Source organism: Blastococcus sp. SYSU DS0617, assembly GCF_054051075.1.
Genome location: NZ_JBJHAO010000002.1, coordinates 76230 through 95510 on the forward strand (window position 1 = coordinate 76230; position 19281 = coordinate 95510).

At 73.6% G+C, this 19281-nt stretch carries 19 protein-coding genes; 10 read left to right on the forward strand and 9 right to left on the reverse strand.

Annotation, left to right across the window (positions count from 1 at the left end):
• Positions 1 to 5: 5 nt before the first annotated feature.
• Together ACI793_RS02950 and ACI793_RS02955 are read right to left on the reverse strand one after the other, a co-directional pair.
• The gene (locus tag ACI793_RS02950; RefSeq protein ID WP_456604868.1) at positions 6 to 419 is read right to left on the reverse strand and encodes a helix-turn-helix domain-containing protein; all 414 of its coding nucleotides are present in this window, start codon (positions 417 to 419) and stop codon (positions 6 to 8) included.
• An 81-nt stretch (positions 420 to 500) separates the two neighbouring features.
• Positions 501 to 1307, reverse strand: a complete 807-nt coding sequence (locus ACI793_RS02955; protein ID WP_456604869.1) for a M23 family metallopeptidase — start codon at positions 1305 to 1307, stop codon at positions 501 to 503.
• A 416-nt stretch (positions 1308 to 1723) separates the two neighbouring features.
• Here ACI793_RS02955 and ACI793_RS02960 point away from each other — a divergent pair, with 416 nt between their 5' ends.
• From ACI793_RS02960 to ACI793_RS02975, 4 genes are all read left to right on the forward strand, one after another.
• Positions 1724 to 3259, forward strand: coding sequence for a mannitol dehydrogenase family protein (locus ACI793_RS02960; RefSeq protein WP_456604870.1), 1536 nt, complete (start codon positions 1724 to 1726; stop codon positions 3257 to 3259).
• A 68-nt stretch (positions 3260 to 3327) separates the two neighbouring features.
• Positions 3328 to 4092: an HAD family hydrolase gene (locus tag ACI793_RS02965; RefSeq protein WP_456604871.1), complete on the forward strand. Its 765-nt coding sequence runs from the start codon at positions 3328 to 3330 to the stop codon at positions 4090 to 4092.
• On the forward strand, positions 4089 to 5225 hold the full coding sequence (locus ACI793_RS02970; RefSeq protein ID WP_456604872.1) for a CDP-glycerol glycerophosphotransferase family protein: 1137 nt from the start codon (positions 4089 to 4091) through the stop codon (positions 5223 to 5225). The genes ACI793_RS02965 and ACI793_RS02970 overlap by 4 nt, the downstream gene beginning before the upstream one ends.
• Entirely contained in the window at positions 5203 to 6027 is an 825-nt protein-coding gene (locus ACI793_RS02975) for a phosphocholine cytidylyltransferase family protein (RefSeq protein WP_456604873.1), read from the forward strand. Before ACI793_RS02970 ends, ACI793_RS02975 begins: the two co-directional genes overlap by 23 nt.
• A gap of 49 nt (positions 6028 to 6076) precedes the next feature.
• Here ACI793_RS02975 and ACI793_RS02980 read toward each other — a convergent pair whose 3' ends face one another.
• From ACI793_RS02980 to ACI793_RS02995, 4 genes are read right to left on the reverse strand one after another with little or no spacing between them, the layout of a single operon-like run.
• The gene (locus tag ACI793_RS02980; RefSeq protein ID WP_456604874.1) at positions 6077 to 6781 is read right to left on the reverse strand and encodes an SCO family protein; all 705 of its coding nucleotides are present in this window, start codon (positions 6779 to 6781) and stop codon (positions 6077 to 6079) included.
• The gene (locus ACI793_RS02985; protein ID WP_456604875.1) at positions 6778 to 7509 is read right to left on the reverse strand and encodes a YcnI family copper-binding membrane protein; all 732 of its coding nucleotides are present in this window, start codon (positions 7507 to 7509) and stop codon (positions 6778 to 6780) included. The genes ACI793_RS02980 and ACI793_RS02985 overlap by 4 nt, the downstream gene beginning before the upstream one ends.
• 48 nt (positions 7510 to 7557) lie before the next feature.
• Positions 7558 to 9336 (reverse strand): copper resistance CopC/CopD family protein, encoded by a 1779-nt coding sequence (locus tag ACI793_RS02990; RefSeq protein WP_456604876.1) that lies wholly within the window; start codon positions 9334 to 9336, stop codon positions 7558 to 7560.
• On the reverse strand, positions 9333 to 9977 hold the full coding sequence (locus tag ACI793_RS02995; protein ID WP_456604877.1) for a zf-HC2 domain-containing protein: 645 nt from the start codon (positions 9975 to 9977) through the stop codon (positions 9333 to 9335). The genes ACI793_RS02990 and ACI793_RS02995 overlap by 4 nt, the downstream gene beginning before the upstream one ends.
• Positions 9978 to 10081: 104 nt before the next feature.
• On the opposite strand from ACI793_RS02995, the gene ACI793_RS03000 reads away from it, so the two are divergent.
• The 5 genes from ACI793_RS03000 to ACI793_RS03020 all read left to right on the forward strand — a co-directional run bounded on the left by ACI793_RS03000 (position 10082) and on the right by ACI793_RS03020 (position 15041).
• Positions 10082 to 10645, forward strand: a complete 564-nt coding sequence (locus ACI793_RS03000) for a sigma-70 family RNA polymerase sigma factor (protein ID WP_456604878.1) — start codon at positions 10082 to 10084, stop codon at positions 10643 to 10645.
• A gap of 106 nt (positions 10646 to 10751) precedes the next feature.
• Complete coding sequence (locus tag ACI793_RS03005; RefSeq protein ID WP_456604879.1) at positions 10752 to 11369, forward strand: DUF47 domain-containing protein; 618 nt, start codon at positions 10752 to 10754, stop codon at positions 11367 to 11369.
• A 20-nt stretch (positions 11370 to 11389) separates the two neighbouring features.
• The gene (locus tag ACI793_RS03010; RefSeq protein ID WP_456604880.1) at positions 11390 to 12391 is read left to right on the forward strand and encodes an anion permease; all 1002 of its coding nucleotides are present in this window, start codon (positions 11390 to 11392) and stop codon (positions 12389 to 12391) included.
• Positions 12392 to 12401: 10 nt separating this feature from the next.
• Positions 12402 to 13817, forward strand: a complete 1416-nt coding sequence (locus ACI793_RS03015; protein ID WP_456604881.1) for an MFS transporter — start codon at positions 12402 to 12404, stop codon at positions 13815 to 13817.
• A 243-nt stretch (positions 13818 to 14060) separates the two neighbouring features.
• Positions 14061 to 15041, forward strand: coding sequence for a sulfite exporter TauE/SafE family protein (locus ACI793_RS03020; protein ID WP_456604882.1), 981 nt, complete (start codon positions 14061 to 14063; stop codon positions 15039 to 15041).
• Between the two features lie 81 nt (positions 15042 to 15122).
• Here the strand turns inward: ACI793_RS03020 and ACI793_RS03025 are convergent, their stop codons facing one another.
• Together ACI793_RS03025 and ACI793_RS03030 are read right to left on the reverse strand one after the other, a co-directional pair.
• Positions 15123 to 16118, reverse strand: coding sequence for an NAD-dependent epimerase/dehydratase family protein (locus tag ACI793_RS03025; RefSeq protein ID WP_456604883.1), 996 nt, complete (start codon positions 16116 to 16118; stop codon positions 15123 to 15125).
• 64 nt (positions 16119 to 16182) lie between these two features.
• Positions 16183 to 16680 (reverse strand): DUF5994 family protein, encoded by a 498-nt coding sequence (locus tag ACI793_RS03030; RefSeq protein WP_456604884.1) that lies wholly within the window; start codon positions 16678 to 16680, stop codon positions 16183 to 16185.
• 192 nt (positions 16681 to 16872) lie between these two features.
• On the opposite strand from ACI793_RS03030, the gene ACI793_RS03035 reads away from it, so the two are divergent.
• Positions 16873 to 17241, forward strand: a complete 369-nt coding sequence (locus ACI793_RS03035) for a nuclear transport factor 2 family protein (RefSeq protein WP_456604885.1) — start codon at positions 16873 to 16875, stop codon at positions 17239 to 17241.
• Between the two features lie 73 nt (positions 17242 to 17314).
• On the opposite strand, the gene typA is transcribed toward ACI793_RS03035, so the two are convergent.
• A complete protein-coding gene (typA, locus tag ACI793_RS03040; protein ID WP_456604886.1) occupies positions 17315 to 19207 on the reverse strand; it encodes a translational GTPase TypA in 1893 nt (630 codons plus the stop codon).
• Between the last annotated feature and the right edge of the window lie 74 nt (positions 19208 to 19281).

Genomic DNA, 19281 nt, shown 5'->3' on the forward strand with positions numbered 1-19281 from the left:
AGCGCTCACTCCCCGGGCGCTTCTCCAAAACTGCTCGGTCGCAGCCAGGCCATCGCGAAGCAGGACGGCGCCGGCGGCAGCGGACCGCGCCGCCGGTGCACGCTCGGCGGCTCGCCGACGACGTCGCGGAAGACGCGGCTGAACGTGCCGAGGCTAGAGAAGCCGACCGCCATGCAGACGTCGGTGACGCTGAGGTCGGTCGAGCGCAGCAGGAACATCGCCCGCTCGACCCGCCGCCGCTGCAGGTAGCGGTGGGGCGTCTCGCCGAAGGTGGCGCGGAAGGTGCGTATGAAGTGGGCCTCGGAGACGTGCGCGATCCGGGCCAGCGTCGCGACGTCGAGCGGCTCGGAGTAGCGGCGGTCCATGGCGTCCCGCGCCCGCAGCAGCCGCCGGTTGGACTCCTCCACCGCGCGGCTCACGCCGCGACCTTATGGAACAGCCGGCTCTCAGGGCCCCGCGCCGAGCCTGCGAGGCGCAGGCCCCTGCGAGCCGGTCCTTCGTCAGATGTCGACGCCGCGCTCGCGCAGCCAGGGCACCGGGTCGATCCGCTTGCCGTCGATCCCGCCCTTGTGCACCTCGAAGTGCAGGTGCGGCCCGGTGGACTGACCGCGGTTGCCCAGCAGCGCGATGGTGTCGCCGGCGTCCACGTAGTCCCCCGGCTCGACCAGGATCTTGTCCATGTGGCCGTACACGGTCACGTCGCCGTTGTCGTGGAGGATGTACACCGCCAGCCCGAAGCCCGAGGCGGCCCCGGCGCGCAGCACGACCCCGTCGGCCGCCGCGTACTCCGGAGTGCGCATGGGTGCGGCGAGGTCGATCCCGTAGTGGAAGGTGCCCCACCGGCTGCCGTAGCCGCTGGTGAGCCGGGCGCCGGCGACCGGCATCACCGTCTTGGGCCGGGCTGCCTCGGCGGCGGCGGCCGCGGCCTCGGCGGCCTCGGCCTCGGCCCGGGCGGCTGCCTCGGCACGGGAGGCCCGGGAGGCGGCGACCTCCTTCAGTCGGGCCTCCGCCTCGGCGACGGTGACCGACGCCCGCGGCAGTACCTCGAGCTGCTCCTCGGTGCCGAGGAGCTGCTGCTGGGCCGCGAGGACGGAGGTGCTCTCCGGCGCGGCTCCGGCCGGGCCGGTGAACCCGAGCGAGGCGGCCGCCAGGCCGCCGGTGAGGAGCGCACCGAGCAGGACGCCGGGGCGGCGATCCGGCCGCGGCCGTGCGGCACGCCGGGAGTGGCGGGCCGCTCCCCGTCCGGAGGTGGGGTCCACCGCGACCAGCAGATCGGTCGGGGTGTCGGAACCCGTCCGTGCGCGCATGCACCAGCCCGTTCGCGAAGGAGGATGACCGGATCGGCCTCGGCCATCGAAACATTCCGTGACGTCCTCGTGACCAGCCGTCCGGCGAGTCTCCGGGGACACGCCGGACGAGATGTCGCACACGTCCCAGCCGCCACAGGCGTGACCTACACCGATGTGATTCGACGGGATGAGCGGAGTCACACCCGAGCGGGCGACGAACGGTTTGCCGCAGGCCGCTTTTGGCAATAACCCTTGCCCCGGCGTGGAACATCCCGCGCCGCCCGTACGCCCTTCTCCCGGTTGCGACCTGGACACATCGGCAGCGGAGGCATTGCGCGGCTGGGTGCCGAACCCGTGTACTGCTGGTCTGCACCGGTCCGGAACCCGGTCGACCGCTGGAGGCAGCAGCACGGACGCGACGAAGGAGGGGTGCGATGACGCAGGTCGAGATCATGCCGTTTCCCCCGACCCCTTCCCGGGCGCCGCTGCCTGAGATCCACCCCCTCACCGAGCAGTCCCTGGGCGACTACGGCGACCAGCTCCTGGTGCCCACCTACGACCGGGCCGCGCTGACGCCGGCCGTCGTCCACTTCAGCGTCGGCGGCTTCCACCGCGCCCACCAGCTGCTCTACTTCGATGAGGTCGCCGAGCGCCGCATCTCGAACGGCTGGGGCGTGGTCGGCGTCGGCCTGCACAGCCGGACGATGAAGGAGGCGCTGGCTCCTCAGGACCACCTCTACACCGTGGTCGAGCGCAGCCCCGACGGCGAGCGCGCCCGTGTCGTGGGCGTGATGGTCGACTACCACTTCGCCCCGGAGAACCCGGCCCGGGTGCTGGACCTGCTCACCGACGAGCGCACCCGCATGGTGTCGCTGACGATCACCGGCAGCGGCTACCGGCTGATCCCCTCCAGCGGGACGTTCGACGCCGACGACGTCGACATCCAGGCCGACCTGCGTTCCCCGGACTCCCCCCGCACCGTCTTCGGCTACCTGGTGGAGGCGCTGGACCGGCGCCGGCGCTCCGGGCTGCCGCCGTTCACCGTGGTGTCCTGCGACAACATGCACCGCAACGGCGACGCCGCCCGCGCGGCCGTGGTCGGCTTCGCCCGGCTGCGGGACGAGGTGCTGGCCCGCTGGATCGACGACCGGGTGGCCTTCCCCAGCAGCATGGTGGACCGGATCACCCCGCACACCTCCGCGGGCGAGCGCGAGGCCGTCGCCCGGCGCTACGGCGTGGACGACCGCTGGCCGGTCATCACCGAGCCGTTCTCGCAGTGGATCATCGAGGACACGTTCAGCTTCGGCCGTCCGCCCCTGGACCAGGTCGGGGTCCGCTTCGTGCCGGACGTCGCCGCCTACGAGCTGATGAAGACCCGACTGCTCAACGCCAGCCACTGCGCGCTCGGCTACCTGGGCTCCCTCGCCGGTCTGGGCACGCTCGACCAGGTCATGGCCGAACCGGTGTTCGCGCACTACGTCGAGCGGCTCATGGACGACGAGGTCACCCCACTGCTGCCGCCGCCCGAGGGCATCGACCTGGTCGAGTACAAGCGCACGCTGCTGCAGCGGTTCGCCAACCCCGCGATCTCCGACGGGCTGCCCCGGCTGTGCCGCCGCGGCTCGACGAAGATGCCGCACCACCTGCTGCCCTCGCTGCAGGAGGCGCTCGCCGGGGGCCGCCCGCACCGGCTGCTGACCCTCGCCGTCGCCGGCTGGTTCCGGTACCTCCGCGGCACCGACGAGACCGGCGCACCGCACGCGGTCGACGACCCCTCCGCCGAGGAGCTGCAGGCCCTCGCCCGGGCCGGCGGCACCGACCCCCGCCCGCTGCTCGGGCTCCGGTCGATGTTCGGGACCCTCGGCGACCACGCCGGCTTCGTCGACGAACTACACCAGGCGCTGGAACGGCTCGACCGCGACGGCGTCCGCGCCTCGCTGGCCGCGGCCACCGCGGTGCCGCTCCGCTGATCCACCCACCGCACGCCGCCCGGACCCACCTCGCCCGGGCCCGACACCGACCGAAGGGAGACAACCCGGTGCCGACCGTTCCGCCGACGCTCCACGAGCGGGTGACCCACCTGCTCTGCGACGCCGACGGCAACCTCTTCCCCTCCGAGGAGCCGGCGTTCGACGCCTCCACCGAGGTCACCAACGCCTTCCTCGCCTCCCTCGGCATCGACCGGCGCTTCACCGCCACCGAGCTGCGCTCGGCGGCCACCGGCATGAACTTCCGGACGACGGCGCGCACCCTCGCCGAGCAGGCGGGTGTCCCCGACGCCGACGTCGAGCCCTGGGTCGTCCAGGAGCGTCGCGCGGTGACCGAGCACCTGGCCCGCACCCTGCAGCCGCACGCCCCGACCCAGGCCGCGCTGCGCACCCTGGCCGGGCACCTGACGCTGGCCGTGGTGAGCTCCAGCGCCCTGGCCCGCCTGGCCGCCTGCTTCACCGCGACCGGTCTCGACGAGCTCCTCCCGGCCGAGCGCCGGTTCAGCGCCGAGGACTCGCTCCCGGTCCCGACGAGCAAGCCCGACCCGGCCGTCTACGCGCACGCCTGCGTGCAGCTGGGCATCGACCCGGCGCAGGGGCTGGCCGTCGAGGACGCCGTCGCCGGGGTCCGCTCCGCCGTCGCCGCCGGGTGCCCCGTCGTCGGCAACCTGCTGTTCGTGCTGCCCGAGGAGCGCGAGGAGCGCGCCGCCGCGCTGCTGGCCGCCGGCGCGCTCACCGTCGTCAGCTCCTGGTCGGAGCTGGCCGACCTGCTGCTGCCTGCGCTCGCCGGGCGGGCCGTGGAGGTGGCCCGGTGAACATCGTCTACGTCGCCTTCCGCGGCCACTTCTCCGACAGCCCGCGCGCCCTCTACGAGGAGCTGCTGGCCCGCGGGGTCGAGGCCACCCACACCTGGCTGTCCGCGCCCCACACGCAGGACACCTTCCCCGACGACGTGACGACGGTGCCCTTCGGGAGCCCGGAGTCCATCGCCGCGCTCGAGGGCGCCGACCTGGTCATCTCCAACGACCACATCCCGCTGGACTGGGAGAAGCGGCCGGGCGCCACCTACCTGCAGACGTGGCACGGCACCATGCTCAAGCGGGTGCACAACGACGTGCTCTGGGCGCCCGAGGGCCGCCTGGCCTACCTGGACCAGGACATCGCCCGCTGGGACCTGCTCCTCTCCCCCAACGCGATCACCACCGAGCGACTGCGCAAGGCCTTCGGGTTCACCGGGCCGATCCACGAGACCGGCCTGCCGCGCAACGACCTGCTGCACGGTCCGCGACGCGACGAGGTGCGGGCCCGGGTGCGCGCCGAGCTCGGCATCGCTGACGACCAGAAGGCCGTCCTCTACACCCCCACCTGGCGCGACGACCTCGTCTTCGCCGGCGCCGAGGGCGGCGCGGGCCGGTCCTTCGAGTTCCCGATCGACCTCGAGGCGTTCACCGAACGCCTCGGCGGCGATCACGTGCTGCTGCTCCGGCTGCACAACATGGTGCTGGACCGGCTGGACCCGGCCGAGGACTCCGTCGTCCGCGACGTCTCCGGCTACCCGGACATCCAGGACCTGTACGTGGCCGCCGACCTGATGGTCACCGACTACTCCTCCACGATGTTCGACTTCGCCAACACCGGCCGGCCGATGGTGTTCTTCACCTACGATCTGGACCGGTACCGGGATCAGCTGAGAGGCTTCTACTTCGACCTCGAAGAGGTCGCCCCGGGGCCACTGGTCCGCACCAGCCCGGAACTGGTCGACGCGATCGCCGACATCGACGGGATCAGCGACCAGTACGCCGCGCGTTACGCGCGGTTCCGGGAGACCTTCACCCACCTCGAGGACGGCGCCGCGACCCGGCGGGTCCTCGATCTCATCCTCCCGACCGCAACCGCGTCCGGGCAGACCAGAACGACCGAGGGAGATGATGCTCGTGCGCTCCGGTGACCGCGTGCTCAACCCCGTTCCACGGGCGACGGCGCCGCGCACGACGCGGGCCGCCTCCCGGAAGACCCCGTCCCCCTCGGTCCAGGTGATCATCCTGGCCGCCGGCATGGGCACCCGGCTGGGCCGGACGGATCCCAAGCCGCTGACCAAGCTCCGCGACGGCCGCAGCATCCTGCAGCGCCAGGTGGACGGCCTGCGCGCCGTCCTCGGCGACGACGTCAACATCACCGTCGTCGTCGGCTACCGCAGCAAGCGGATCATGAAGGCCGCGCCGGATCTGCTGTTCGCCTACAACCCCGACTTCGCCGAGACCAACACGTCGAAGAGCCTGCTGCGTGGTCTGCGGTCGACCCGCGAGGGCGGGGTCCTGTGGCTCAACGGCGACGTGGTCTTCGACCCGGCGGTGCTCGAACTGGCGCTGCCGACCATGGCCGCCGACGAGAGCTTCGTCTGCGTGGACACCAACACGGTCGCCGACGAAGAGGTCAAGTACACCCTCGACGCCGACGGCTACGTGCAGGAGCTGTCGAAGACCGTCGTCGGCGGGCTGGGTGAGGCCGTCGGCATCAACTTCGTCTCGTCGGCCGACAAGGCCACGCTGATCGACCACCTGGCCACCTGCGGCGACCAGGACTACTTCGAGCGCGGCATCGAGACCGCGATCGCGACCGAGGGACTGCGCGTCCGCCCGCTCGACATCTCGCAGTACAGCGCCGTCGAGGTGGACTTCGAGACCGACCTGGCGCGCGCCAACTCGCTGTTCTCCGCCTCGAAGAAGAACACCGTCGCCGACGTCGGCTGACCGTCCGGCCGGCCGGGAGGGGACTCCCCGCCGGCCGGAGGCAGCCGGATCAGTCCACGACCCTCGCGAGGTCGGCGGCGATGTCGCTGAAGGTGTTCTCCGCGTCGAAGGCCACGTGCGCGGCGTCGTCGGCCCCGTAGAGCAGCAGCAGGGCCGAGTGGGCCCGGCCGTCGTCCTCGGCCAGCGGCACGCCCGCCGAGAGCTGGGCCTGCTCGATGGTCTCCTGGTCACCGGTCAGGCCCACGAACCCGACGGGCAGGTCGGCGTCGAAGCGGCCCAGGTACTCCCCGAGCACCTCGGGGGTGTCCGTGGCCGGGTCCGTGGTCACGAACACGACCTGCACCTGCTCGGCGATCGCCGGGTCCACGGTGCGCAGCGCCACCGCGACGTCGGCCATCGTCGTCGGGCAGATGTCCGGGCAGTCCGTGTAGCCGAAGAACAGCAGCGTCGGCCGGCCGGCCGTCTCCGCCTTGAAGTCGAAGGGCGCCCCGGTGGAGTCGGTCAGCGTGAACGACGGCCGGCGGTAGGCCTCGGCCAGGTCCAACCCGGCGTAGACGTCCTCGGGCCCCTCCACGGTCGCCGCCGGGGGGTCGGCGTGGTCGTGCCCGCCCCCGGAGCCTGCAGCCGTCTCCTGGGCGGAGGACGAGCCCCCGCAGCCGGACAGCGCCAGGCCCGCGGCGAGCAGCAGCACCGGGAGCGCCCGGTGGCGCCGGCTTCCACCGGGTCGGGTACGACGAAGGACGACAGGGCTCACGGAGCCACGGTACGACGGCGGGCGGCCAGGCCGAGCGCGAGACCTGCGAGCCCGGCCAGCAGGCCGAGGACCGCGACGACGAGGGCCGTGGTGGCGGTTCCGGACGCGCCGTCGTCCTCGGCCTCGGCCGTTCCGCCGTTCCCGGCCTCGGCAGCCTCGTCCTGGACCGAGGTCTCGCCGGCCAGCGCCAGGACCGGTGCGGGCCGCTCGGGCTCCGGCTGGCCGTCGACGGTCGGCTCGATCCACGCCGCCTCGCTGCCGTCGCTGTAGGTCTGCACCGCGGGGAAGGTGAGCTGCTCGACATCCTCCGGGAAGGTGCCACCGGACAGCGCGAACTCCTGGAACTGGCCCGGGGCGATGCCGCCGCCGGGGTCCGCCCGGAACTCGACGACCGACACGTAGCTGCTGATCTCCCGCCCGTGCGACTCCATCGGCTCGGGGAGCTCCGCGGTGGTCAGGACGACCGACCATCCGGGCACCGGCTGCGCGCGCAGCGAGGCCAGCGCCGACCCCTCGGGGATCTGGATGCGCAGCGCGACGGTGCTGGCCGTGTCGCTCTCGTTCGGGACGCGGAAGGTGAGCTTGCCGTAGCCCCCGGGTTCGGCGTCGGCGCTGGAGACGGTGACGTGCGCGGCAGCCGTCGAGGCGACGGTCACCGATGCCGCGAGCGCCACGGCGGCGGTGGAGACGACGACGGCGGCCCGGGAGCGGGCGCGGGGCAGGGACATGGAACTCCTCGAGGGTGGTGGGTGGGTGAGGTCGGTCGACGGGCGCGGTCAGCGCACCGGGAAGGTGGTGGACGCCGTGGTGGCGGTGAACTCGTCGAGCCGCAGCGTGACGGTGAGCCGCCAGGTGCCGGCCGTCGGGACGGTCATGTCCCGCGCGACGTACCGGCCCGGTCCGGCGGCCGCGATCTCGACGTCGAGCGGGCCGATCTCCTGCTGCTCCTCGGAGAGCGACACCCGGATCTGCTCGGGCTGGATGGCGCGGCCCTCGTCGTCGTAGAGGTAGAGCTGGGCGACGTTGGTGCCGGCCTGCGCCGGTGCCACGGTCAGCTGGACGCTGCCGGCGTCCCCGGCTCCGCCCTCGAGCGGGACCGTCACGTCGACCGGATCGGAGTGGATCGCCTGCCCGGGCGGGGTGCCGACCAGCACCGCGGAGACCAGCACGATCGCGGCGCCGAGCACGGCCTCGACGACCAGCGACCGGCGCAGCGACGGCAGTTCGTCGGCGGCGCTCTCCGTCCGGAGCCGGTCCCGGGCCGCCACCGACTCGTCGTCGGACAGGTCCGCAGCTCCCGACCCCACCGCGGCGAGGGCGGGCACGCGGCCGCGTCGCCCGGCGGGTGCGCGGCGGACGCCGAGCCGCTGCTGCACCCAGACCCGCGAGACGCCGGCCGCACCCAGGACGACCAGGAAGAAGGTCAGCTTCGCCATCAGGAGCCGGCCGTATACGGTGTCCACCAGCGCCGTGGGCGACCCCAGCTCGCGCACCGTCTGCAGGATGCCGGTCACGACCAGCGCCGCCACCGCCGCGAACGCCAGCCGGGAGAAGGCCCGGAGCGCGTCGGCGAAGTCCCGGTCCTCGTCGAAGGGCCGGAGCACGACCAGGAGGAGCGCCGCCAGCCCGCCCAGCCACACGGCCATGGCGGCGACGTGCACGGCGGTGACCGCCACCGCCAAGACCGGCCACTGCCCGGCCACCGCGTGCCCGGTCGCGGCCGTGGCCACGACCAGCCCCGCCGCGCAGGCCCCGGCGGCCACGAGCTCCGGCGGCTGGGGCCGGCTCGCGCGGCGCCACACCGGACGGAGGGCGGCGAGCAGCCCCACGGCGAGGACGGCGCGGGCGAGCAGCGCCCAGCCGGTCGAGGTGGCGGCGGTGGCTGCGAGCAGGCGGGGGTCGAACAGCGAGGAGAAGCCGGACCCCGCCGCGTACGGCCCCTGGAGGAGGAAGGCCAGCACCGCGGTCGCCGCCGCGGCTCCCGCACCCCACGTGCTCAGCGCGCGCAGCCGCGGGGACGACCAGCCGCCGGGCAGGCACAGGAGCACCAGCACGGGCACCCCGACGGCCAGGGCGATCCCCCCGAAGCCGACCGTGCGCACCAGCTGCTGCGCGCCGTCCACGAGCCGGTCCGAGGACTCGTGGGTCTCCGAGGCCGCCACCAGCTCGCCGTCGCCGACGACGAAGGACCAGGCGCCCTGCACGGGGTGGGAGTCGGCGGAGACGATGCGGTAGGTGACCAGGTAGCCGCCGTCGGGCAGCTCGGGCTCGAGCGGGATGGTGAGCGTGTCGCCGTCCACGGAGGCCTCGTCGGTGTCGACGCGCGTGCCGTCGGCCGTCAGCACCCGCGCGTACCCGGCGCCGAGCGACACCCCCTCGCTGAACCGCAGCGTCACCTCGGTGGGCGGGGTGTCCAGCCGGGCGCTCTCGCCGGGCTCGGTCGAGACGAGGACGGCGTGCGCGGAGGCCGGACCGGCGAGCACGACGCCGGCCAGCAGCCACCCGGTGAGCAGCAGGAGCAGGGAGACGCCCCGCCGGCTCCGGAGGGCGGTCACGCGGGGACCCGCTGCCCGATCGGGACGTCGCGGACGCGGCGGCGGCGGGCCCGGAAGGCGCCCGCGGAGACCAGGACGACGCCGGCCACCAGGAGCAGATGGGTCAGCGCCCGGTCGGCGTGCACGTGCCCGGCGCCGAGGTCCGCGAGCGTCACCGGCACCAGCAGCGCGGTGAAGGACAGCAGGAAGGGCAGGGCTCCGGCCGCGAGGCGGGGCGCCGCGGCGACGGCCAGGAAGGCCGCGGCGACGGCGAGGTTCCAGGCGCCGGTCTCGTGCGCCATGTGCGTCGGCGCGCTCATCGCCCCGGGCCCCGTGACCAGCACCGGCCACGCGATACCGGCCTGCGCGACGCCGACGGCCAGCAGCGCCAGACGCAGCCCGGTGTCGACCAGCCGCGCCCGCGCGGCCGCGGCGGCGCCCGGCAGCTCCCGGGGCAGGGCGGCCAGGACCGCACCGGTGAGGTCGGGCACCACGGGCGCCGGGGCGAGCCGCGCCCGGCGGGTGGCGAGGGCGGCCCGCTCCGACCAGGCGGCGCAGTCGGGGCAGCTGCGGAGGTGGTGCTCCAGCGCGCCGGCGGGCATCCCGAGGGGCTCGCCGTCGAGACGGGCGGAGATCGCCTCGCGGAAGGGGGTGCACGGCATGCCCTGGTGGTCGCTCGAGCCCCCTCCCCGGTTCCCGAGACCTCGGTCACACACGGACGGGCGTAGCCGCGGGGGCCCGGGTGGGCGTGCGGGAGGATGGCGGCATGGACGAGCTGGGCCCCCTCGCGGCCGACGCCGCGGGCGGCGATCCGCTCGCCGCGGCAGCACTGGTGCGGGCCACCCAGTCCGACGTGTGGCGGTTGTGCGCCGCGCTCGGCGACCCGGGCTCGGCCGACGACCTGACGCAGGAGACGTACCTGCGCGCCTTCGCCTCGCTGCACCGCTTCGAGGGGCGGTCGTCGGTGCGCACCTGGCTGCTCAGCATCGCCCGCCGGGTCTGCGCCGATGCGGTGCGCAGCCGGCGCCGCCGGCGGCTGACGGTCGTCCGGGACGAGGTCGACCTCACCGAGGTGCCCGCCCCCGGCGGGGCGGACCCGGTCGGCGAGGGCGCCGGCGTGACCGACCTGCTGGCCCGCGTGGCCCCCGACCGCCGCGAGGCCTTCGCGCTCACCCAGTTGCTCGGCCTGTCCTACGCCGAGGCCGCGGAGGTCGCCGGCTGCCCGGTGGGCACCATCCGCTCCCGCGTCGCGCGAGCCCGCGCCGACCTGCTCGACTCGCTCGCCCGGGTGGACGAGGGCGACGACGAGGGCGAGATCGCTCACAGGTGATCGCCGGGTGCCCGGGAGACACCGTCCGGCCGACCTATGCTGCGCGACGGCCGTGTCCCCGCGCCTCGCGGCGGCCGGTGCCCACATCGAGACGGAGCCTTCCCCCGTGCGCTTCAGCCTGACGCCCAAGGACTCGGGCTTCTACCCCCTGTTCACCGCCTCCGCGGAGAACCTGGTGGTCGCGACCGAGGTCCTCGGCGAGTTCGTCCACGACCACGCGCGCCGCGAGGAACTGGCCGACCGGCTGCGCGACCTCGAGCACGTCGGTGACCAGGCCACGCACGCGATCTTCCGTGCCCTCAACACCAGCTTCGTGACGCCCTTCGACCGCGAGGACGTCTACGCCCTGGCCAGCAACCTCGACGACGTCATGGACTACGTCGAGGCCGCGGCCGACCTGGTCATGCTCACCGGTCTGGGGACGCTGCCGGCCGAGATGAGCCAGCAGGTCGCGCTGCTGCAGCGCTGTGCCCACGTCACCGCGGAGGCGATGCCCCGGCTGAAGACGCTCAGCGACCTCTCCGACTACTGGATCGAGGTCAACCGGATCGAGAACGAGGCCGACAAGCTCTACCGGCGGCTGCTCTCCCGGCTCTACAGCGGCGAGTTCGACGCGCTGGAGGTCCTCAAGCTCAAGGAGGTCGCCGACCAGCTGGAGGAGGCCGCCGACGCCTTCGAGCACCTCGCCAACGTGGTCGAGACGATCGCCGTCAAGGAGTCCTGACCGTCCATGGACCTCTGTTGATGGATCCGGCCTTCCTCGGTCTGCTCGTCATCGTCCTGGTCGCGCTGGCCTTCGACTACACCAACGGCTTCCACGACGCCGCCAACGCCATCGCGGTGGCGGTCTCCACCAAGGCGCTCACCCCGCGCGCGGCGCTGGCGCTCGCCGCCGTCATGAACCTGGTCGGGGCACTGATCTCCACCGAGGTCGCCGAGACGGTGGGCGCCGGCCTCATCGACCCGCCCCAGGGCAACAACGGCCTGGAGATCGTCTTCGCGGCCCTCATCGGCGCCATCACCTGGAACATGATCACCTGGTGGTACGGGCTTCCGTCGTCCTCCTCGCACGCGCTGATCGGGGGCCTGGTCGGTGCGGCGCTGGCGGCGGCGCACTCGGTCCAGTGGATGGGCGTCCTCGAGAACGTCATCGTCCCGATGATCGTCTCGCCGCTGGTCGGTTTCGGCCTGGGCTACCTGTTCATGCTGGCCCTGCTGTGGACCTTCCGGCGCGCGCACGTGTCCAGGGCCAACCGCAACTTCCGCTACGCGCAGATCGTCAGCTCCGCGACCATGGCGCTGGGCCACGGCATGCAGGACGCACAGAAGACGATGGGCATCATCACGCTGGCGCTGTTCACCGCCGGTGAGATCGACACCTTCGAGGTGCCCTTCTGGGTGGTCGTCGCCGCCGCCGCGGCGATCAGCGCGGGCACGTACGCCGGCGGCTTCCGCATCGTGCGCACGCTGGGGCGGCGGATCATCCAGCTGACGCCGACCGGCGGCTTCGCCGCGCAGACCGTCGCCTCGAGCGTGATGGTGACGACCGCGACCGTCTTCGCCGTCCCCATCTCCACCACGCACGTCACCACGACGTCGATCATGGGCGTGGGCTCCACCCGGCGGCTCTCCGCCGTCCGCTGGGGCGTGGCAGGCAACATCGTGGTCGCCTGGGTCGTCACGCTGCCGGCCGCCGCCGCGGTGGCCGCGCTCGCGTTCGTCCTCACCGACCTCGCGGTCGGTTAGGGGTCCCCCGGTGGCCGCCGTCGAGGGCCCGGCCCCCTCCAGCGTGTCCCTGGGCACCGCACCGGGCCGGTGGCTGCTCACCGCCACGGTGCTCGCCTCGGGCATGGCGTTCCTCGACGCCACCGCGGTGCAGGTGGCGCTGCCGACGCTGGGACGCGAGCTCGGCGCCTCCCTGTCGGACCTGCAGTGGATCGTCAACGGCTACCTCCTGCCGCTGGCCGCACTGATCCTGCTGGGCGGGGCGCTCGGCGACCGCTACGGGAGACGCCGGGTCTTCCTCCTGGGCGTCACCTGGTTCGCGGCCGCGTCGCTGCTCTGCGGGCTGGCGCAGACGCCCGGCCAGCTGATCGCCGCCCGGGCACTGCAGGGCATCGGCGGCGCGCTGCTGACCCCCGGGAGCCTGGCACTCATCCAGTCCTCCTTCCGGCCTGCCGACCGGGCGACGGCGATCGGGGTGTGGTCCTCCCTCTCGGGCGTGGCCGGGCTCGTCGGCCCGTTCCTGGGCGGCGCGCTCGTCGACCTGGCCAGCTGGCGGCTGGTCTTCCTGCTGAACGTGCCGCTGGCCGTGCTCGTCGTCGCCGTCGCCGGGCGGCACGTGCCGGAGAGCCGCGACCCCGGGCCGCACGGCCGGTTCGACGTCCTGGGCGCGGTCCTGGGCGCGGTCGCCCTCGGCGCGCTCACCTACGCGCTCATCACCGCCGGGGAACGCGGTGGGACCGACGTCGTAGTCTCCGCGGTCGTCGCCGTGGGCACCGGCGCACTGTTCGTCGTCCGCGAGCGGCGGACGCACTTCCCCGTGCTGCCGCCGCGGCTGTTCGCCGACCGGCAGTTCACCGGCGCCAACCTCGCCACCCTCGCCGTCTACGGAGCCCTCGGGGGCAGCTCCCTGTTCCTGGTGCTGCAGCTCCAGGGCGTACTGGGCTACGGCGCGACCGCCGCCGGCGCGGCGACGCTGCCGACCATCCTGCTGATCACCCTGCTGTCGCCCGGAGCCGGCGCGCTGGCCCAGCGCATCGGACCGCGGCTGCCGATGGCCGCGGGCCCGCTGACCGTCGCCGCGGGGACGCTGCTGCTGGTCGGTGTGGACGGCGGTGCCCCGTACTGGGTCGAGGTGCTGCCCGGCACCGTCCTCCAGGGCCTCGGGATGGCGCTGACCGTCGCGCCGCTCACCGCCAGCGTGCTGGGGGCCGCGCCGGACGCGCTGGCCGGGGTGGCCAGCGGGGTGAACAACGCGGTGGCCCGCGCCGCCCAGCTGCTGACCATCGCCGCCCTGCCCGTGGTGGTGGGCCTCTCGGGGGCGGACTACGCCCAGCCCGCCGCGCTCACCGACGGCTACCGCGCGGCGATGATCAGCTGCGCCGCGCTGTTCGCCGCGGGAGGTGCGGTGGCCTGGGCGACCATCCGGAACGACGTCCTGCGTGGCTGATCCCACCAGCCGGACGGCCCATTGCCGCATAAGCGCATCGATCTGGTAGACATATCGCCGTGACGCGACCGACGACGCTGCTCCTGGTGAGCCGCCTGCACGTCGATCTGCTGCGCGTCTGCACCGCCGCCTGTCCGGGCTGCTGAGCTCCCGGCGCCGTTCCCGGCGCCCCCCTCGTCTCACCTCCTTCCCGCGGGCCCCTGCGCGCCCGCGCTCCTCCTGAGACCGGAGTCGGTACCCCCTGTGAAGACCCTCGTCCTGCTCGCCCTCGTCGGCCTGGGTGCCCAGCTCGTCGACGGCAGCCTCGGCATGGCCTACGGCGCCACCTCGACGACGTTGCTGCTGGCCATCGGCACCAACCCCGCCGCCGCCTCCGCGACGATCCACCTCGCCGAGATCGGGACGACGCTCACGTCCGGCCTCTCGCACTGGAAGTTCGGCAACGTCGACTGGAAGGTCGTCGCCAAGATCGGCATCCCCGGCGCGATCGGCGCCTTCGCCGGTGCCACCGTCCTGTCGAACCTCTCGACCGCGGTCGCCGCCCCGGTGATGTCCCTGATCCTGCTCTCCCTCGGCGTCTACCTGCTGGTCCGGTTCACCCTGCGCGGCATCGACCGGCGGAACCTCGGCAAGCCGGTCCGCGCCCGTTTCCTCGGCCCGCTCGGGCTGGTCGCCGGCTTCGTCGACGCCACCGGCGGCGGTGGCTGGGGACCGGTCGGCACGCCGGCGCTGCTGGCCAGCGGCCGGATGGAGCCGCGCAAGGTCATCGGCTCGGTCAGCACCGCGGAGTTCCTGGTCGCGCTGGCGGCGAGCCTGGGCTTCCTGTTCGCGCTCGGCTCCCAGGGGATCGACTTCACCTGGGTCGCCGCGCTGCTCATCGGAGGCAGCATCGCCGCACCGCTCGCGGCCTGGCTCGTGCGGCACATCCCGCCGCGCATGCTGGGTTCCCTCGTCGGCGGCCTCATCGTGCTGACGAACAGCCGGACGCTGCTGCGGAGCGACTGGGTCGACGCCGGCGACCTCACGCGCTACGCGGTCTACGCCGCCCTGTTCGCGGTGTGGGTGCTGGCCGTCGTGCACTCGTTCCGCGAGCACCGCAAGGACGTCGCGCTGGAGGCGGCGGCCGCACCGGCCCACGTGGGCGAGGCGAACATCGTGGCCGAGCTGGACGAGCCGGCCGTCGACGCCGTGCGCGCCGGCCGCCCCAGCGCCCCCCGCGACTGATCACCCCCGCTGCCAGGATCAGGTGACCTGATCGTCGAGCGTCCTCCCTCACCGTGGACCGTGAGGGAGGACGCTGCACGATCAGGGTCCCTGATCGTGGCGGGTGAGCAGCTGGGCCTCGAGGTCGGCCGGGAGCCCGGGCTCGGGCAGGCCCATCGGTGAGAAGTGCCCCCGGGTGTCGGTCTGCTGCCACGCCCAGGTGGCCTCGACCGTCTCGCGCAGTGGCCGGCTGGGCAGCCCGAGCTCGCGCGCCCGGGTCGTGTCGACGTCCCAGGCCGTCCGCGCCACCGCGGCCGGCAGCCACAGCGGCAGGTGGATCCACGGCTCCACGCCGGCCTCCAGCAGGTCCTCCTCCGGCACCGGAACCCACTCCGCGTCGCCGCCGGTGACCTCGCGACACAGGTCCAGCAGCCCGCCCAGCGTGGTCATCCCGGCCGGCCCGGTGGCGTTCACCGCGCCCGAGCGCCCCTGCTCGGCCATGCCGACCAGCCAGCCGGCGAGGTCCCGGGCGTCGACGAGCGCGATCGGCTGGGCCAGGCCCTCCGCGGGGACGACGACGTGGCCGCCGCGCGCGATGCGGTCCAGCCACCAGCCCAGCCGGTGCACGTAGTCCCACGGGCCCACGATCAGGCCGGCGCGCGCGGTCAGGAAGCCCTCGCCGACCGCCGCCTCGAGCACCCGCTCGGCGTAGGCCTTGTTCGGGCCGTACTCGTCCTCGTCGGTGTCCCAGGTCGGCTCGTCGTCCTCCGGGCCCAGCGGGCCGGGCGGCCAGGTGCGGTAGGCGTTCAGGCTGCTGACCAAGGCGTAGCCGTGCACCCCGGCCAGCGCTGCGGCCGCATGTCGCGCGGCCGGCCGGGTCCGGCAGGAGGTGTCGACGACGAGCTCGGGCGCCCAGCCCGCCAGCGCCCGGGGCAGCGCGTCGGGATCCTCCCGGTCGCCGTGCAGGGTGCGAGCGCCGTCCGGGGGCGCCCCGGAGACGCCGCGGGTGAAGGTGGCGACGTCGTGGCCGCGTCCGAGCGCCGCCGTCACGACGTGCCGGCCGAGGAAGGAGGTGCCACCGAGCACGAGGAGCCGCATGGCCCCCACCCCAGTCGACGCGCTCCCCCGCCGTCCAGCGGGTTCGCGGTCGGCGTAGCGCGGGTTAGACGGCGCGGCGGTGCACCTGCGGGACCTGCGGCAGCGGCGTGGAGCGTGCGGCGGCCAGCACCATCTGCGGCGAGCGCGGCAGCCCGCGGCGCGTGCACAGCCGCAGCGCCCGGGCGCCGGTCAGCACGTCGGTCTCCGGCGGGACGACGAGCAGGTCCGCGCGGCGCGCACCCCCGGCCCAGGTCAGGCAGACCACCAGCGGGTCCATGCTGCGGAAGCCGCCGGTGCGCACCACGCGGTCCCGGAGGACCAGCTTGCGTGCCGCCGGCACCCAGGCCTCGAGGGAGTAGGTGAAGCGCTCGATGCGGACACCCCGGCGGTCGAGCTCCGCGATCAGCTCGGGCAGCTCCACCTCGAGGTCGCGGCTGCGCGGGAACCAGGCGCCGTCGAAGGCGGAACTGCCGTCGCCGGCGCCGTCCCGCAGGCTCACCCGGACATCGATCCCGCCCCGGAAGTGGTTCTCCGCCGGAGCCGTTCGGGTGATCGTCGTCATGCGGTCGACCGCCTCTCGTGCACTCGTCCCCCTGGGGTCATGACCCATGGCCCCGAGAAGAACGTAGGTGGGGCGACGCGCGAGTCGTGGGGCACGAGGGGCCGGCGTGCCGAGCCGGTTCAGCGGGTCGTCACCACGCGTACGTGGCTCGCCACACCGTTCTCGTCGGTACCGCGTGCGAGCATCCGGGCGATGGACGCCTCCGCTCTGCTGACCCGCCTCTGCCGGCTCATCGGCGACCGCCGGTGGACCGACCTGACCCCGCTGCTGCACGACGACTTCGTGTGCCGGTACGCGCACACAGGTGAGGCGTTCGACCGCGAGACGTGGGTGCGCCTGAACGCCGAGTACCCGGGGTTCGACCGCCTGGTCGTGCACGACGTGGTCGGCGCCGGTGATCGGGCCGCAGCCCGCTGCCACGTCACCGGGTACGCCGACGGCGACCTGGTCCACTTCGAGGTGGCCACCTTCGTCACCGCCCGGGAAGGGCGGATCTCGGAGATGACCGAGGTCTGGGCGGATGTGGCGCGGACGCCGCCTCCCGGGACGCGACCCGGCTGACGCCGGCCGGCCCGCACGACGAGAAGGCCCGCCACGCGACTGCGTGACGGGCCTTCTGCGCGGTGTGATCAGGTCAGGACGGCTTGGGCTTCTTGTTCTTGGCCTTGCCGCGCTCGGTCTGGTCGAGCACCACCTTGCGGATGCGGACGGTGGCCGGGGTGACCTCGACGCACTCGTCCTCGGCGCAGAACTCCAGCGCCTGCTCCAGGTTCAGCACCCGCGGCGGCACCAGGCGCTCGAGCTCCTCGGAGGTGCTCTTGCGCATGTTGGTGAGCTTCTTCTCCTTGGTGATGTTCACGTCCATGTCGTCCGGACGGGAGTTCTCACCGACGATCATGCCCTCGTAGACGTCGGTGCCCGGCTGGACCATGAGCTGGCCGCGCTCCTGCAGCGAGAACATCGAGTACGTCGTCGCCACGCCCTGGCGGTCGGCGACCAGCGAGCCGGTCGGGCGGGCGCGCATGTCGCCCAGCCACGGCTCGTAGCCCTCGAGGTTGTGGTTGAGGACGCCGGTGCCGCGGGTCTCGGTCAGGAACTCGGTGCGGAACCCGATGAGGCCGCGCGAGGGCACCATGTACTCCATCCGCGCCCAGCCGGTGTCGTGGTGCACCAGGTTCTCCAGCCGCGCGCGACGGGTGGCCAGCGCCTGGGTCAGCGTGCCGACGTACTCGCCCGGCGTGTCGATGGTGACCCGCTCGACCGGCTCGTGCAGCTTGCCGTCGATCTCCTTGGTGACCACCGTGGGGCGGCCGACCGTGAGCTCGAACTCCTCGCGGCGCAGCTGCTCGACCAGGATGGCCAGCGCCAGCTCGCCGCGGCCCTGCATCTCCCAGGTGTCGGGGCGGTCGGTCTGCAGCATGCGGACCGACACGTTGCCGACCAGCTCCTGGTCGAGGCGGTTCTTGATCAGGCGGGCGGTGAGCTTCTTGCCCGACTTGCCCGCCAGCGGCGAGGTGTTGATCCCGATGGTGATCGAGATCGAGGGCTCGTCGACGGTCAGCGGGGGCAGCGGGCGGGGGTCGTTCGGGTCGGCGAGGGTGTCGCCGATCATGACGTCCTCGATGCCGGCGATGGCGACGAGCTCACCGGGGCCGGCGCTCTCGGCCGGGGTGCGGGTGAGGCCCTCGGTGACCAGCAGCTCGGTGATCTTGACGTTCTTGATCGTGCCGTCGGTGCGGCACCAGGCGACCTGCTGGCCGCTCTTCATCGTGCCCGAGTGGATGCGCAGCAGCGCCAGCCGGCCGAGGTAGGGCGAGGCGTCGAGGTTGGTGACCTGCGCGCGCAGCGGCTCCTCGGCGTCGTAGACCGGCGCCGGGATGGTGTCCAGCAGCGTCTTGACCAGCGGGGCGAGGTCGTCGCTGTCGGGTTCGGTGCCGTTCTCGGGGCGGGTCAGCGACGCCTTCCCGGAGCGGCCGCTGCAGTAGACGATCGGGAACTCGAGGGCGTCGGCGTCCATGCCGGCGTCCTCCATGAGCTCCATGAACAGCTCGTAGCACTCGTCGACGACCTCGGCGATGCGCGCGTCGGCGCGGTCGGTCTTGTTGACCGCCAGGATGACCGGCATCCCCTTGGCCAGCGCCTTGCGCAGCACGAAGCGGGTCTGCGGGAGCGGGCCCTCGGAGGCGTCGACGAGCAGGCAGACGCCGTCGACCATGGACAGGCCGCGCTCGACCTCGCCACCGAAGTCGGCGTGACCGGGGGTGTCGACGATGTTGACGACGACGGGGTTGCCGTCCTCGTCCGCCAGGTGGATCGCGGTGTTCTTGGCCAGGATGGTGATGCCGCGTTCGCGCTCGAGGTCCATCGAGTCCATCACGCGGTCCTGCGTGGAGTCGTTGTCCGTCCCCTCGCCCTTGGCGCGCCCGAGGGCACCTGCCTGGCGGAGGAGGGCGTCGACCAGGGTCGTCTTGCCGTGGTCGACGTGAGCGATGATCGCCACGTTGCGCAGGTCGTCGCGGGTGGGCATGCGGAAGGGCACCTCAGGGGGGTTCGGGGAGGCCGCTGCGTCAGCGCGCGGCATCTCGTTCAACGGCCGGCGGC

Excerpts from the sequence above, each read along its gene's own strand:
- ACI793_RS03035 (WP_456604885.1), top strand. The coding sequence starts at position 16,873 with ATGGACGCCTCCGCTCTGCTGACCCGCCTCTGCCGGCTCATCGGCGAC.
- typA (WP_456604886.1), bottom strand. The coding sequence starts at position 19,207 with ATGCCCACCCGCGACGACCTGCGCAACGTGGCGATCATCGCTCACGTC.
- ACI793_RS03025 (WP_456604883.1), bottom strand. The coding sequence starts at position 16,118 with ATGCGGCTCCTCGTGCTCGGTGGCACCTCCTTCCTCGGCCGGCACGTC.
- ACI793_RS03010 (WP_456604880.1), top strand. The coding sequence starts at position 11,390 with ATGGATCCGGCCTTCCTCGGTCTGCTCGTCATCGTCCTGGTCGCGCTG.
- ACI793_RS02975 (WP_456604873.1), top strand. The coding sequence starts at position 5,203 with ATGATGCTCGTGCGCTCCGGTGACCGCGTGCTCAACCCCGTTCCACGG.
- ACI793_RS02995 (WP_456604877.1), bottom strand. The coding sequence starts at position 9,977 with ATGCCGTGCACCCCCTTCCGCGAGGCGATCTCCGCCCGTCTCGACGGC.
- ACI793_RS02960 (WP_456604870.1), top strand. The coding sequence starts at position 1,724 with ATGACGCAGGTCGAGATCATGCCGTTTCCCCCGACCCCTTCCCGGGCG.
- ACI793_RS03000 (WP_456604878.1), top strand. The coding sequence starts at position 10,082 with ATGGACGAGCTGGGCCCCCTCGCGGCCGACGCCGCGGGCGGCGATCCG.
- ACI793_RS02955 (WP_456604869.1), bottom strand. The coding sequence starts at position 1,307 with ATGCGCGCACGGACGGGTTCCGACACCCCGACCGATCTGCTGGTCGCG.
- ACI793_RS03030 (WP_456604884.1), bottom strand. The coding sequence starts at position 16,680 with ATGACGACGATCACCCGAACGGCTCCGGCGGAGAACCACTTCCGGGGC.
- ACI793_RS02985 (WP_456604875.1), bottom strand. The coding sequence starts at position 7,509 with ATGTCCCTGCCCCGCGCCCGCTCCCGGGCCGCCGTCGTCGTCTCCACC.